Source organism: Polaromonas sp. (assembly GCF_036676035.1).
GTDB lineage: Bacteria > Pseudomonadota > Gammaproteobacteria > Burkholderiales > Burkholderiaceae_C > Polaromonas.
The window spans coordinates 135766-151142 of sequence record NZ_JAKFDR010000112.1; the positions used below are offsets into that span (position 1 = coordinate 135766).

The 15377-nt window shown below is 64.1% G+C and carries 11 protein-coding genes; 7 read left to right on the top strand and 4 right to left on the bottom strand.

The features are described 5' to 3' along the window. Window position 1: 1 nt before the first annotated feature. Window positions 2–997, bottom strand: coding sequence for a LacI family DNA-binding transcriptional regulator (locus tag V6M61_RS16565; protein WP_332777685.1), 996 nt, complete (start codon window positions 995–997; stop codon window positions 2–4). A gap of 226 nt (window positions 998–1223) precedes the next feature. Here V6M61_RS16565 and gudD point away from each other — a divergent pair, with 226 nt between their 5' ends. The 6 genes from gudD to V6M61_RS16595 are packed head-to-tail and all read left to right on the top strand — an operon-like array spanning window position 1224 to window position 9228. Next, window positions 1224–2567, top strand: coding sequence for a glucarate dehydratase (gene gudD / locus V6M61_RS16570; protein ID WP_332777686.1), 1344 nt, complete (start codon window positions 1224–1226; stop codon window positions 2565–2567). 54 nt (window positions 2568–2621) lie between these two features. After that, window positions 2622–3923, top strand: coding sequence for an ABC transporter substrate-binding protein (locus V6M61_RS16575; protein ID WP_332777687.1), 1302 nt, complete (start codon window positions 2622–2624; stop codon window positions 3921–3923). Window positions 3924–3975: 52 nt separating this feature from the next. Next, window positions 3976–4965 carry a carbohydrate ABC transporter permease gene (locus V6M61_RS16580; RefSeq protein ID WP_332777688.1) on the top strand — a complete coding sequence of 330 codons (990 nt, stop codon included), beginning with the start codon at window positions 3976–3978 and terminating at the stop codon, window positions 4963–4965. A gap of 10 nt (window positions 4966–4975) precedes the next feature. After that, entirely contained in the window at window positions 4976–6019 is a 1044-nt protein-coding gene (locus tag V6M61_RS16585) for a carbohydrate ABC transporter permease (RefSeq protein WP_332777689.1), read from the top strand. Between the two features lie 28 nt (window positions 6020–6047). Further along, window positions 6048–7049 carry an ABC transporter ATP-binding protein gene (locus V6M61_RS16590; RefSeq protein WP_332777690.1) on the top strand — a complete coding sequence of 334 codons (1002 nt, stop codon included), beginning with the start codon at window positions 6048–6050 and terminating at the stop codon, window positions 7047–7049. 55 nt (window positions 7050–7104) lie between these two features. Then, window positions 7105–9228 carry a glycoside hydrolase family 31 protein gene (locus V6M61_RS16595; protein WP_332777691.1) on the top strand — a complete coding sequence of 708 codons (2124 nt, stop codon included), beginning with the start codon at window positions 7105–7107 and terminating at the stop codon, window positions 9226–9228. Between the two features lie 124 nt (window positions 9229–9352). Here the strand turns inward: V6M61_RS16595 and V6M61_RS16600 are convergent, their stop codons facing one another. The 3 genes from V6M61_RS16600 to V6M61_RS16610 form a co-directional block, all read right to left on the bottom strand. Next, entirely contained in the window at window positions 9353–10111 is a 759-nt protein-coding gene (locus V6M61_RS16600) for a sulfite exporter TauE/SafE family protein (RefSeq protein WP_332777692.1), read from the bottom strand. 296 nt (window positions 10112–10407) lie between these two features. Continuing rightward, window positions 10408–12147, bottom strand: coding sequence for a GMC family oxidoreductase (locus V6M61_RS16605; RefSeq protein WP_332777693.1), 1740 nt, complete (start codon window positions 12145–12147; stop codon window positions 10408–10410). Window positions 12148–12302: 155 nt separating this feature from the next. After that, entirely contained in the window at window positions 12303–13853 is a 1551-nt protein-coding gene (locus tag V6M61_RS16610) for a CoA-acylating methylmalonate-semialdehyde dehydrogenase (protein WP_332777694.1), read from the bottom strand. Window positions 13854–13970: 117 nt separating this feature from the next. Between V6M61_RS16610 and V6M61_RS16615 the strand changes: the two genes are divergently transcribed. After that, window positions 13971–14912 carry a LysR family transcriptional regulator gene (locus tag V6M61_RS16615; protein ID WP_332777695.1) on the top strand — a complete coding sequence of 314 codons (942 nt, stop codon included), beginning with the start codon at window positions 13971–13973 and terminating at the stop codon, window positions 14910–14912. Window positions 14913–15377 lie beyond the last annotated feature (465 nt).

Genomic DNA, 15377 nt, shown 5'->3' on the forward strand with positions numbered 1-15377 from the left:
CTCAGGCCGTGGCCCGTTCCACGATGGAGAAACCGATGTCGACAATGGGCTGCGCAACGGTGCGGCCATCGGCTCGGTCGACGATGTACTGCGCGGCCGTCTGGCCGATGCGGGTGCCATCGATGCGTACCGTGGTCAAGGCCGGCTGCAGGCTGGCGGCAAACTCCATGTCGCCCAAGCCCACGATGGCCAGCTGCTGGGGCACCGCCAGTCCACGCGTCTGGGCCTCGATAAGCACGCCCAGGGCCAGCATGTCGGAGCTGCAGAACACCGAATCGATGCCGGCCGGATGGTTCAGCAGTTGCGCCAGCCCAGCCCGCCCGGAGCCCAAAGTAGTGGGGGCCGGGGCCAGGTAGGTCGGCAGGTCGGCCTCCAGGCCCAACGTACGGCCCATGCGCCGAAAGCCATCGGTGCGGCGCCGCGCGCGCTCGTCGTCGCCGCAGAGCAGCGCCGGCCGGCGGTAACCTCGCTGGTGCAGGTAAGCGCACACTGAGGCGCCAATGTCCTCATTCGAGAAGCCCACCAGCATGTCGATGGGCGTGGGTGTCAGGTCCCAGGTTTCCACCACCGGGATGCCCGAGGCGAGCAACTGACGCCGACCGGCCGGGGAATGCATGATGCCGGTGAGCACGATGCCGTCGGGCCGGCGACGGATGATGGCATCGAGCAGCGCGTCCTCGCGCAAGGCGTCGTAGCCGCTCTGGCCGATCATCAGTTGGTAGCCCTTGGCGTCAAGCGCCTGGTTGAGGGCCTGGATGGTTTCCTGGAACACTGGCCCGACCAAGGTGGGTAGTACCGCAGCAACCAGGCGCGCACGCGATGAACGCAGGCCACCGGCCATGCCGTTGGGCACAAAACCCGTGCGCCGCACCACTTCCTGTACCTTGGCACGCATCGCGGGCGACACCCGTTCTGGGTGGTTCAGGGCGCGCGACACCGTCATGGCGGACACCCCCGCCAGCCGAGCGACATCATGGACAGTAAAGGCTTGCGACATAGAAAAAATTGTGTACCCAAAACCTCATCGTACAACACTATTGGTACGGATAACAAAGCGAGTGCCATGTGATCAGATGGATCTGCTTACCGGTTGTGAATACTTGTGAATACGCAAGTATTAAGGGTAATCCCCCTATTTTTGAATGCTTCTCGACGTTAATCTTTATCACAGATTGTTATCGATAACAAATCCAGATTTGGCTCCCACTTTTCTCCTTCGCACCATGCTGAACGCGCCTTCTCACTCCACTCCCCGCATCGCCGCGCTGCAGGTGATTCCTGTTGCCGGGCATGACGCCATGCTGATGAACCTCAGTGGCGCGCACGCCCCATTCTTCACCCGCAACCTGTTGCTATTGACCGACAGCGCGGGCCGCACCGGTGTGGGCGAGGTGCCCGGTGGCGAAGCCATTCGCCAAACGCTGGAAGACGCGCGCGCGCTGCTGGTGGGGCAATCCATCGGCACCTACCAGCAACTGCTGAGCCGTGCGCGCCAGACCTTTGCCGGACGTGATACCGGCGGGCGGGGCAACCAGACCTTCGACTTGCGCATTGCCATCCACGCCGTGACCGCCCTGGAAGCCGCGTTGCTGGACCTGCTGGGCCAGCACCTGGGTGTACCCGTGGCGCAACTGCTGGGCGAAGGCCGGCAGCGCGAGTCGGTCGCCATGCTGGGCTACCTGTTTTATGTGGGCGACCGCCAAGCCACCGACCTGCCGTACCGCAGCGAGGCTGGTGCCAACAACGAGTGGTTTCGCCTGCGCAACGAAAAAACCATGGATGCCCAAGCCGTGGTGCGCCTGGCCGAAGCCGCGCACGCGCGCTATGGCTTTAACGACTTCAAGCTCAAGGGCGGCGTGTTGCGCGGCGAGGAAGAGGTCGAAGCCATCCACGCGCTGCACGCACGCTTTCCGCAGGCCCGCATCACCCTCGACCCCAACGGCGGCTGGCTGCTCAAGGATGCGGTACGCCTGTGCCGCGACCTGCATGGCGTGCTCGCCTATGCCGAGGACCCATGCGGCGCCGAAGACGGCTACAGCGCGCGCGAGGTGATGGCGGAGTTCCGCCGCGCCACCGGCCTGCCCACTGCCACCAACATGGTGGCTACAGACTGGCGTGAGATGGGCCATGCGATCCAGCTGCACGCGGTCGACATCCCTCTGGCTGATCCGCATTTCTGGACCATGCAGGGCTCGGTCCGGGTGGCGCAGATGTGCCATGAGTGGGGCCTGACCTGGGGCTCACATTCCAACAACCACTTCGATGTGTCGCTGGCCATGTTCACCCACGTCGCCGCCGCTGCGCCGGGCCGTATCACCGCGATTGACACGCACTGGATCTGGCAGGACGGCCAGCGTCTGACGCAAGCGCCGCTGCAGATCGTGCAGGGCCAAGTGGCGGTGCCCACCACGCCGGGCCTGGGCGTACAACTCGACATGGCCGAGGTTGAACGCGCGCACCAGCTCTACCTGCAGCACGGCCTGGGCGCGCGCGACGACGCCATCGCCATGCAGTTCCTTATTCCGGGCTGGCGCTTCGACGCCAAGGGCCCGTGCATGGTCCGTTGAACAGTTAAACAGTTGAACCCGTTGACCCCCTCACCACCACCGCGAAAGAAGACTATGAAACTCCAATCTCTATCCTCCATGCCGCGTTTCAGCAAAGCCGCCTTGGGCGCGGGCCTGCTGGGCCTGGCCGCCGCTGCGCTGCCTGTCGCGGCGCACGCCGAAATCCGTGTGATGTGTTACCAGGATGGCAACGAGTGCGACGTCACGGCCGCACTGGCAAAACGTTTTGAGGCCCAAAACGCCGGCACCAAGGTGATTCTTGACGTCGTCCCGTTCAAGACGATTCTGGAGCAGCTGCCGGTGCAACTGGCTGCGGGACAGGGGCCGGACATCGCCCGCCTCACCGACCTGGGCGGGCTGTCGAAGTACTATCTGGACATCAGCCCCTACGTGAAGGACCGCAACTATTGGGAGGCGAACTTCGGTGCCACCCTGCCCTGGCTGCGGCCCAGCGCCAGTGACAAGGGCATCTACGGCTTCATGTCGCAGTTGACGATGACCGGCCCGTTTGTCAACAAGACGCTGTTCGAACAGGCCAAGATTGCCATGCCCGGGCCGAAAGCGACCTGGGAAGAGTGGGTCGACGCGTCACGCAAGGTGGCCAAGGCCACGCAGACGCCGGCCGCCATGGCCTGGGACCGCTCGGGCCACCGCTTCGCAGGCCCGGCCATCAGCTATGGCGCCAAGATATTCGACGCCAAGGGCAACCTGGCGTTGGACGACGGCTACAAGACCACCGTGCGCAAGTTTGTCGACTGGCACAAGGACGGCACCATGCTGAAGGACGCGTGGGGCGGCTCAGGCGGCTCCAGCTATGCCGATACCGTGGGTGAGTTCAAGAACGGCCGTCTGGTGATGATTTTGTCGGGTTCCTGGCAGATCAACCGCATGCAAAAGGAAATCGGCAACGCGTTCGACTGGGTCGCCGTGCCGAATCCCTGCGGCCCGGCTGCCTGCACCGGCATGCCCGGCGGTGCCGCCTGGGCGGCGCTGAAAACGACCAAGTCGCCGAAGGAAGTGGGCCAGTTCCTCGACTTCATGGCGCAAGAAGCCAACGTCGCCGAATTCGCCTCAAAGACCAACAATATCCCGGCCCATGCTGGCGTGGCCAAGAAGGGCGTGAGCTACCCGAGCGCCGGCCCCGCGGCCCAGGCCGCACTCGGCGTCTTCACCAGCGGCACCGCGACGTTGGCGCCGCCTGCCTACGCGCTGCAGGGCTACAAGTACAACCGCGCCCTGATGCTGCCGACCGTGACCCGCGTCACGCAGGCCATCGTTGGCGAGATCAGCGTGGACGAAGCCGTCACCAAGATCAGCGCCGACATGACAGAAGCGGTCAAGCAGGCGGGGAAGTAACAGGAAGACAGGTCCGGCGGGCGTGAGCCCGCTGGCTTGATGGAGCGTTCGTATGTCGGTGTTTTCCCGCCTTCTGGGCTTTTGCTTCAACCTGTTCGAGCCGGTGTTCCGGCTCGGCCAGAAATGGCTCGGCGCCTCGCGCATCGGCTGGCTCTTTGTCGGGCCGAATCTGCTGGTGATCGGCCTGTTCACGCTCCTGCCGATCGTGATCAATCTGGCGTATGCGGTGACCGGCGGTGTGAACCTTCTGCCCACGCAGCGGCCCTTCACCGGGATGGAGAACTTCGTCACCCTGCTGGAATGCCGCGATTACACGGACCTGCAGAGCTGCCGCACGGACATCTTCCTGCGCTCGATCTTCAGCACGGTCAAGTTCAGCCTGATCCAGGTCGTGCTGATGCTGTTCTTCTCATTGGCCACGGCCCTCGTGCTGAACCGCAAGATCATCGGGCGTGGCTTCTGGCGCGGCGTGTTCTTCTACCCCGTGCTGCTGTCGCCGGTGGTGGTGGCGCTGATCTGGAAATGGCTGCTGCAAAGCCAGGGCGTGCTCAACGCCGGCCTGGTGGGCGTGGGCGCCGAGCCCATCAACTGGCTGCTGGACAGGCACTGGGCCTTCTTCTGGGTGGTGGTGGTGTCTATCTGGGCCCACATGGGTTTCTACACCCTGATCCTGCTGGCGGGCTTGCAGGCCATCCCGAAAGACGTGTATGAGGCCGCCGAGATGGATGCCGCACCGCCGTGGCGCGTGTTGTCGCGCATCACGCTGCCGCTGCTCATGCCCAACCTGATCGTGGTGCTGGTGCTGCTGATGATCCGCGCGGTGCAGATCTTCGACGAGGTGTTCGTGCTCACCGGCGGTGGCCCGGGATCGGCCACCACCTTCATCGTGCAGTACATCTACCAGACCGGTTTTGCCGAGCAGATCCACTTGTACGGTCTGGCCGCAGCCGCCTCGTTGATCCTCGCTGTCGGCCTTATGGCGCTGACGCTGGCGCAGTTGCGGCTGTCCAGGGCCGATGAAGCCGGAAAAGCAAAGAAATAAGGACCGAGCGATGGCGAACTTCCTCACCCGTACCCGCGGCCGCAGCCGCTTGCACTGGACCGACTGGGTTTCCTACGGCTATCTTCTGCTCGGGCTGGTGGTCATGTTCGGGCCGGTGCTCTGGCTCGTCATGTCGTCCTTCAAGACCGAAAGCGCGCTGAGCCAGTTTCCTCCCAGCTTCCTGCCCTACAGCCAGAAGACGGCGGTGGTGCCCGGCCACGACCAACCCTTGCCGCTGTACCTGGTCAAGGACGAGCAAGGCAGCACGCGCGAGCTGGCTCAGGTACGTCGCATCGGCATCGTCGCCACCATGGTGGATCCGCAGCAGCCGCAAACCGAGGTCCGCGTCAACATCAATGAGCGCAAGCCGGTGAACGAACTGAGGTTCGCCGGCGGCAACTACACCGAGCTGTTCGGCAAGTTCGCCTTCGGCACCTACTTGTGGAACAGCGTGTTCATCACCGTGGCCGCCACCCTCATCACGCTGCTGATCAACTCCATGGCGGCGTTCGCCTTGTCCAAGTACCGGTTCACCGGCCAGAAGACCGTTTTTCTGCTCATCATCGCGACCTTGATGGTCCCGCCCACCATCATCCTGGTGCCGGCGTTCCTGGTGATCTCCAGCATGGGCTTGCTGAACAACCTGTGGGGCGTGATCCTGCCCGCGGTCGCCACGCCCACCGGCGTGTTCCTGCTGCGCCAGTACATGCTGACGATTCCCGACGAGCTGCTCGAGGCCGCGCGCATGGACAACGCCAGCGAATGGCGCATCTACTGGAAGATCATCCTGCCGCTGGCTGCGCCCGCCATGGCGGTGCTGGCCATCTTCTCGTTCATGTGGCGCTGGAACGACTTCCTGTGGCCGCTGATCGTGCTGTCGAAGTCGGAAAACTTCACGCTGCAACTGGCGCTCAACGCCTTCCAGGGCGAACTCAATACCCAATGGCACTACCTGCTGGCCATGACGGTCATCACCCTGATTCCGATCACCCTGGTTTTCACCTTCCTGCAGAAGTACATCGCCACCGGTATCGCCAGCGCCGGCGTCAAGTAAAGCCTGACATCAACACGGGAACATCTTCGTGGCCACTCTCCAACTCTCCAACATCGTCAAGACCTTTGACAAGATCACGACCATCCATGGCGTGGATCTCACGGTTTCCAGTGGTGAATTCGTCGTCTTCGTCGGCCCCTCGGGCTGCGGTAAATCCACGCTGCTGCGCATCATCTCCGGGCTGGAACCTGCCACCAACGGTGAGATCCGCATCGACGGCAAGGGCGTCAACGACGTTCCCGCTGCGCACCGGGGCTGCTCCATGGTGTTCCAGTCGTACGCGCTGTACCCGCACATGAGCGTCTACGACAACATGGCATTCGGCCTCGAAAACCTGGGCGTGGCCAAGTCGGTCATCGAGACCAAGGTCCAGGCGGCGGCCAGGATGCTGAAGCTCGAACAGCTGCTGCAGCGCAAGCCGACCCAGCTCTCCGGCGGGCAGCGCCAGCGCGTGGCCATTGGCCGATCGATCGTGCGCGAGCCCAAGCTCTTCCTGTTCGACGAGCCGCTGTCCAACCTCGATGCCGAACTGCGCGTGTCGATGCGGGCCGAGATCCGCGACCTGCACGCCCGCCTGGGTGCCACCATGATCTACGTGACGCACGACCAGGTCGAGGCCATGACCATGGCCGACAAGATCGTGGTGCTGCGCGCCGGCCGCATCGAGCAGATCGGCGCGCCGCTGGAGTTGTACAACCGGCCCTGCAATGAGTTCGTGGCTGGCTTCATCGGCAGCCCGCGCATGAACTTCGTGCCGGTGATGCACCTGCCCATGGCGAAGCCGGGCACCCACACCGTGGGCATCCGGCCCGAGCATGCACAGCTTTCCGACAGCGGTCCACTGAGCCTGGTCGTGTCGCAGGTCGAGCAGCTCGGTAGCACCAGCGTCCTGCGCGGCAACGTGGTGCCGGATGCGCCGTTCGAGATCATCCTGAACGGACAGACATCCATCCGGTGCGGCGACACCGTGAAGGTTTCCGTGCCGCCGGAGCACGTGCATTGCTTCGACCAGAACGGCCTGCGCTTGTAACCAAAACCCTGCCGGCATAACCGGTCCTGGGCAAATCATTCAACAGGAGAAACCAATGAAGACATTCGGACGCGCCCGCGTCACCCAAGCGCACGAACACGGCGTCGATCTGTCGCTCGAGGGCGGCGCTGGCTTTAGCATTCAGGTGCTGGAATCCGCCATGGTTCGCGTGCGCTACCAACCGGCGCCCGGCTACCGGGAGCCGCGCACCTGGGCCATCGCGCCGCAAGCCGGCGAAGACGTCGCCTGGACCGGACGCCAGCGCGACGACACCGGCGGATTCAGTCGCCCAGGCGCACAACTGATCGAGCAGCCCGGACAAGTGACTCTGCGCACCAGCGCGCTCTCGGTGACGCTGAAGGAAGATCCGCTGACCTTGTCGTGGCAGGACAGCCAGGGACGAGCGCTCTTCAGCGACCGGGCGACCTCGTCGTATTTCGCGAGTCAGCGCACCGGCGCCATCCGGCACTATTTGCAGCGCGACCGCGCCGAGCGCTACTACGGGCTGGGTGACAAGACTGGGCCGCTCGACCTGCAGGGCAGGCGCTTGCGCACGCTGGCGCTGGACTCTCTGGGCTACGACCCCAAAAACGGTGATCCGCTGTACAAACACTGGCCGTTTGTGCTGACGCGTGCCCCCAGCGGCCAGTGGTGGGGCATTTATTACGACACCTTGTCGGCGTGCACCTTCGACCTGGGCTGCGAACACGACAACTACCACGAGCTATTCCGCTATGTCGAAATCGATGACGGCGACCTGGACTACTACGTCATGGTGGGGGACACACCCGGCGAGGTGATCGCACAGTTTGTGCGCCTGATCGGCGGCACCCATTTGCCGCCGCGCTGGTCGCTGGGGTTTGCCCAAACGGCGATGGGGCTGACCGATGCGAGCGACGCGCAAAAGCAACTCGATGCCTTCATCACGCGCATTGAAGCCGAGGGCATCGCGTGCTCGTCGTTCCATTACGGCTCGGGTTACTCGTCGCGCGGAAAGCGCCGTTATGTGTTCACCTGGAATACCGACAAGTTCCCCGACCCGAAGTCGCTGAACGCCAGGTTCCATGGTGCCGGCATGCAGGTGGTGGCCAACATCAAGCCCTGCCTGCTCGATGACCACCCCGCCTATGGCGAGGTGCGCGCGCAGGGCGGCTTCATCCACGACGCCCAAAGCGGGCAACCCGTGGTGGAGCAATTCTGGGACGGCGTCGGTGCCCACCTCGACTTCACCCATCCCGCGGCCGTGGCCTGGTGGCAAAAAAACCTGCAGGCGCAGGTACTGGACTACGGCATCGATACCGGCTGGAACGACAACAACGAATACGCGATCATGGACGATGGCGCAGCGTGCCACGGTTTTGGCCAAGCCATCGCTATGCACCGCGCACGCCCCCTGCATCCCTTGCTGATGACGCGGGCAACCTTTGAGGCGCAGGCCGCGCACCGCCCCGACGAAGAGGTATTCACCGTCACGCGCGGCGGCTCTCCGGGGATCCAGCGCTACGCGCAAACCTGGACCGGCGACAACACCACCAGTTGGGAAACCTTGCGCTGGAACATCCGCACCGGCCTGCAAATGTCCCTGTCGGGCATGTTCAACATCGGCCATGACGTCGGCGGCTTCGCCGGCCCGACACCTGATCCTGAACTGTTTTTGCGCTGGGTGCAGGCGTGTAGCCTGAACCCGCGCATGGTGATGAACTCCTGGAAGGAGGATGGCACCGTCAACGTGCCCTGGCTGCACCCGGCGGTGACGGCGGATGTGGCTGCAGCGATCCGGCTGCGTTACACCCTGATGCCGTATCTGTGGTCGCTCTTCGAGCGCGCCCAGAGTCTGCACCAACCCATCATTCGACCGACTTTTTATGACTTTCCGGACGACGCGCAATGTTTCGCCGACAGCGACGACTTCATGCTCGGCGACGCCCTGCTGGTCGCGCCGGTCGTGCACGCTGGCGCCACGTCACGCAGTGTCTACCTGCCCAAAGGTCCCCAGGCGTGGTTCGACTTCCACACCGGTGCACGCTTCGAGGCCGGCCAAGTGCACACGGTCGCGGCGCCGCTGTCCACGCTGCCCTTGTTTGCCCGCTCCGGTGCGTCGATTCCGGTCGCGGCCGGCGTCGCAGACCGTCATCACCATGACGACCCAGTCAGCGGCGTGCGGAGTTTTTCGGGCTAGATGACGCTGGATGGCCCGCCGCCCGTGAAAGACAGCCGGGTTTTGCGAATCCCCTCGGTCGAGCAACGTGCATTGAGTTTTGCCTGCGCAACGCTGGTGCAGGAGACCGCTGCTGTAGCCTGGCTCAGCGCAAAAATGCGTCGTAGCCCGTTTTCATGATCAGGGCGCTGACCACCCCAATAAACACCACCCGCACAAAGCCCGCGCCGTGTTTGAGCGCCAGGCGCGTGCCCAGCAGGCTGCCCGCCACATTGGCCACAGCCATGGTGAGGGCGAAATGCCACCAGACATGGCCCTTGTAGGCAAACAGCGCCAGCGCGGCGAGGTTGGTGGCGGTGTTGAGCAGTTTGGCCGAGGCCGAGGCGTTCAAAAAGTCGTAGCCCAGCCAGCGAACAAACAGAAACACGAAAAAACTGCCGGTGCCGGGGCCGAAAAACCCATCGTAAAAACCCAGTACCAGACCAATGCAGCAAGCCACGGCCGTTTCGGCCCGGCCGGTAAAACGGGGCGTGTGGTGGCGGCCCAGGTCTTTTTTGACCAGCGTGTAGAGCAGCACCGCCAGCAGCACAAAGGGCAGGACCTTGCGCAAAAATCCGGGTGAAATCACCGTGACCAGCCAGGCCCCGCCCAGCGAACCGGCAAAACCGGCCAGCGCCGCCGGCAGCAGGGCGGCCCAGCGCATGTCGACGCGCCGGGCATATTGACGCGTTGCCACAGCCGTGCCCCAGACCGACGCACCTTTGTTGACGCCAAGCAGGGTGGCCGGGTGGGTGGTGGGGAACACGGCAAACAGGGCGGGCACCAGAATCAGGCCGCCGCCGCCCACAATGGCGTCCACAAAACCGGCCAGCAGGGAGGCGAGAGAGGCAATCAGCAATTCCATGGCCTGATTGTCGCATCCGCTTGCAAGCGGAAATTGCTATTAAATTAATAGCTACTTGTGCAATTGAGATAAGGGGTTGTGCCGCATTTGATGAATGTCATTCGGCCATGAAAAAAGCGCTGGGATCACCAGCGCTTTGTCAAAAAAACATCCTGTGGGACGCCCATTTGATCATTGTTGCTTTGTCATGTCTCCTCGGCTCCTCGCGTTGCGAGCAGCAAGGCTCGTCAGCAAGACCACCAATGTAGCCTGCGCCCTGAGATAGTGCATTGGGGGTTTCCCGCCCCTTGGGGCCCTCAATCCCCGGCCTGTATCCACTGCGCGGCTTTTTCCGCAATCATCAGCGTCGGCGAGTTGGTGTTGCCGCTGGTAATCAGGGGCATCACGCCGGCGTCAACCACGCGCAGGCCGGCAATGCCGCGCACGCGCAGGTGCGAATCGACGACCGCCATCGGGTCGCTGGCCTGGCCCATTTTGGTGGTGCCTACGGGGTGAAAGATGGTGGTGGCAATGTCGCCGGCCAGCCGCGCGAGTTCTTCGTCGGTCTGGAACTGCACGCCCGGCTTGAACTCTTCGGGCCGGTATTTGGCCAGCGCGCTCTGGCTGACAATGCGGCGCGTCACGCGCAGCGAGTCGGCGGCCACCTGGCGGTCTTCGGCGGTGCTCAGGTAGTTGGGCGCAATCGCGGGCGCCTCTTCAAAGCGATTGCTCTTGATCTGCACCGAGCCACGGCTGGTCGGGTTCAGGTTGCAGACGCTGGCGGTGAAGGCGTTGAAGTGGTGCAAGGGCTCGCCGAACGCGTCCAGGCTAAGCGGCTGCACGTGGTACTCGATATTGGGCCAGCGCTGGTCGGGCGAGCTGCGCGTGAAGGCGCCGAGCTGGGAAGGCGCCATGCTCATGGGGCCGCTCCGGTGCAAGACATATTCCAGGCCAATGCGCGCCTTGCCCCACCACGAGTCGGCCATGGTGTTGAGCGAGACGCCCCAGCGTTTGTCACTATGCACCTTGTAAACGGAACGGATCTGCAGGTGGTCCTGCAGGTTGGCGCCGACACCGGGCAGGTCTTGCAGCACCGGGATGCCGTGCTGGCGCAGCAGGGCCGCCGGGCCAATGCCCGAGAGCTGCAAAATCTGCGGCGAGCCGATGCTGCCGGCGCTCAGGATGACCTCGCCAATCCGGCCCTGCTCACGGCCCGAATCCCGGGTGGCAAGGGCGGTTACGCGTTCCTGGCCGGTCCAGACTTCCACGCCGGTGCAGCGCCGGCTGCCGTCGGCCTGGGCCTCGACGAGCAGCCGGCAGACCTGGGCGCTGGTCCACATTTCAAAATTCGGGCGGCCAAAACAGGCCGGGCGCAAGAAGGCCTTGGCCGTGTTCCAGCGCCAGCCGCTTTTCTGGTTGACCTGGAAATAGCCGACCCCTTCGTTGCTGCCGCGGTTGAAATCGGAGGTAGCCGGGATGCCGGCCTGCTGCGCCGCCTGCGCGAACGCGTCCAGCACGTCCCAGCGCAGGCGCTGTTTCTCCACGCGCCACTCGCCGCCCGCGTTGCGGCCGCGCAGCAGCTTGCGGTAGGGGTCTTGCGAATCATTCATCAGCTCGGGGGCGGTGCCGCGCGCACCGTGCATGGCGTCGGCGCCCAGGTAGTGATCTTCGTGCAGCTTGAAATAGGGCAGCGCGTTGTCCCAGGTCCAGGCGTCGTCACCGGTCAGTTCGGCCCATTGCTGGTAGTCGCGCGCCTGGCCGCGCATGTAGATCATGCCGTTGATGCTGGAGCAGCCGCCCAGCACCTTGCCGCGCGGGTAGCGCAGCGCCCGGCCGTTGAGGCCCGCGTCGGGCTCGGTGTTGTAGAGCCAGTCGGTGCGCGGGTTGCCGATGCAGTGCAGGTAGCCTACCGGGATGTGGATCCAGTGGTAGTCGTCCTTGCGGCCCGCTTCAATCAGCAGCACACGCTTGGAGGCGTCGGCGCTGAGGCGATTGGCGAGCAGGCAGCCTGCAGTTCCACCCCCGACAATGATGTAGTCAAAGATGTTTTCGTTCATGCGTCTTGTCCCGTCGTTCTTCTTGTGTTGTTTCTAAAGCTTGCTTCTACGCCGTTCAACCCGCCGGTATTCGCCAGTGCCATCGCGGACCCGGCTCTGCCGGTCCGCAGGTGGCGCCTCCTCGGGGGGAGACGGCCGAAGGCCGCGGGGGGTATTCACTTCGCCGTAGGCATTACAAACTCCGCACCTTTCGCGATGCTTTCAGGCCAGCGCTGCATGATGGACTTCTGCTTGGTGTAAAAACGCACGCCTTCCTCGCCGTAGGCATGCATGTCGCCAAACAGGCTTTTCTTCCAGCCGCCAAAGCCATGCCAGGCCATGGGCACGGGGATCGGCACGTTGATGCCGACCATGCCGACCTGGATGCGGCGGGCAAATTCACGCGCCACATGGCCGTCGCGCGTGAAGCAGCTCACGCCATTGCCGAACTCGTGGTCGTTGATGAGCTGCACGGCTTCGCCAAAGTCCTTGACGCGCACGCAGCCGAGCACCGGGCCAAAGATTTCCTCTTTATAAATACGCATGTCCGGTGTCACATGGTCAAACAGCGTGCCGCCCATCCAGAAGCCCTGCTCGCAGCCGCGGCCCGCGTCCGCGCCCGCGAAGCGGCGCCCGTCCACCAGCAACTGGGCGCCTTCCTTGACGCCCTGCTCGATGTAGCCCGTGATGCGGCTGTGCGCCGTGCGGGTGACGATGGGTCCCATTTCGGCATCCAGCTCGACGCCGTTCTTGATCTTGAGGGCCTGGGCGCGTTCGGCCAGCATGGGCACCAGCTTGTCCGCGACATTGCCGACCAGCACCGCGACCGAAATCGCCATGCAGCGCTCGCCGGCCGAGCCGTAGCCCGCGCCTATCAGCGCGTCGACGGCCTGCTCCAGGTCGGCGTCGGGCATCACCACCATGTGGTTCTTGGCGCCGCCCAGGGCCTGCACGCGTTTGCCGTGGCGGGCGCCGGTTTCGTAGATGTAGTTGGCGATCGGCGTGGAGCCGACAAAGCTCACGGCCTTGACATCGGGGTGCTCCAGCAGCGCGTCCACCGCGTCCTTGTCGCCCTGCACCACGCTGAACACGCCATCGGGCAGGCCGGCCTTCTTGAGCAGCCCGGCGATGAACAGGCTGGGCGTGGGGTCGATCGGGCTGGGCTTGAGCACGAAGCAGTTGCCCGCCGCAATCGCCACCGGGAACATCCACATCGGCACCATCACCGGGAAATTGAACGGCGTGATGCCAGCCACCACGCCCAGCGGCTGGCGCAGCGTCCAGTTGTCGATGCCGGTGGAGACCTGGTCGGTGAAGTCGCCCTTGAGCAGCTGCGGAATGCCGCAGGCAAACTCCACAATGTCGATGCCGCGCGAGACCTCGCCCTGTGCATCGGTGAAGACCTTGCCGTGCTCGGCCGTGATCATGCGGGCCAGGTCATCCTTGTGGGTGTTGAGCAGCTCCAGAAACTTGAACAGCACGCGCGCGCGGCGAATCGGCGGCGTGTCGGCCCAGGCCGGGAAGGCGGCCTGGGCGGCGGCCACGGCAGCGCCCACTTCGGCGTGGCTGGCCAGCGCCACCTGGCCGGTCACGGCGCCGGTGGCGGGGTTGAACACGTCGGCGTGCCGGCCGCTTTGACCCGGCACGACGCGGCCGGCGATCCAGTGTTCGATCGAAGCCACCGTGGCGGTTTGGGCAGATTGGGAGGTCAGGTCGGGCGCGTTCATGGCAATTCCTTGGGTGAGCTAGGGGGGGGGAAGGTTTGCAGTCTATGCCTCATGAGGGGCTTTGGAAATAGCGAAAACCTGATTACATTGTTCAATAGATTAAACAAAATACCCGCCATGACCACTCCCACCAGCCTCCCGGTGTTCTCCGACCTGCACTTGCTGACCGTGCTGGCCCAGACGCGCAGCTACACCCAGGCCGCGCGGCGCCTCGGCATCTCCAAGGCCTCGGTCAGCATGCGCATCGGCGAACTGGAGCGTGCCGCCGGTGTGCCGCTGGTGCGCCGCACCACACGCTCGGTCGGCCTGACCGAGGCCGGCCAGCAGCTGGTGGATGACACGCAAGCCTCGTTCACCCGCATCGAACAGAGCTTTGCCAGCGTGAAAGACCTGGCCGGCCAGCCGCGCGGGCTGGTGCGCGTGACGGCGCCGGTGGCGCTGGGCCGCCAGCACATTGCGCCCACGCTGCCGGCTTTCCTGCGCGCGCACGAAGAGATTCGCCTGGAGCTGGACCTGAGCGACCGTTTCGTCAACCTGGCGCAGGAAGGCTTCGACCTTGCGATCCGTCACGCCCATGCGCCGCCCGACACGCATGTGGCCTGGGTGCTGTGCCAGACGCGCTCGGTGCTGGTCGCGAGTCCCGACTACCTGCGCCGCCACGGCACGCCCGCGCACCCCTCCGATCTGGCCGCACACCGCTGCCTGCTGTACCTGCGCGACAGAGCCAGCCAGAGCTGGTCGTTTGAGCGGACCATGCCACGCAAGGCGACCGAGCAGGTCATCGTGACAGTGAACGGCCCGCTGCGCGCCAACAACAGCGAAGTGCTGCGCGAGGCCGTGCTCGGCGGACTGGGCATCGGCCTGCTGCCCGACTTCAGCGCGGCCGGCTACCTTGAGCCGCGCAAGCTGGTGCCGGTGCTGCCCCAATGGACGCCGCAGGGGTTTTTCGGCGAACGGCTGTACGCGATCCGCCCCTGGGCGCCCCAGGTGCCGCGCGCGGTGCAGTGCTTCGTGGATCATCTGCGCGAAAGCCTGGCGCCGGGCTTTCCGGTGGGCTAAGGAAACCCTTGGCATTCAAGACATGCAGGACATGGCAGGCAGGTTTTTGCGGAAAAATGTCGTAGTCACCGGGCCGGGTGCGGGATTAACATGGGCACTAGTGTGGTGTTGCACGCTATCCGGCACATAAAACCGTGTCTTTTCGTCCATGACGGCGTTGCAAATCCGCGCAATAGCGGGGCTATTGCTGTGGTTTGCGCCTTGTCCTGAACAAAAATCCATCGGTTTTATTTGTGCCGTCAAGCATGCAACACCACACTAGCGATGTTTACGTAACTCATGACGAACGGAAGGGACGGATTAGGGCCTGTTCACACTAATTCTGGAGGATGCGTTGCGAGTCAAAAAGGCCATGAGCAAGGCGCAAAACGCCGTCGGGGTAGGCCCCCGACAAGGCTTTGCAACGCCGCGCATGGCCTTTTTGATCGCAACCCGAAGGGAAGGGGTCCCATCGGGCGCAACTCG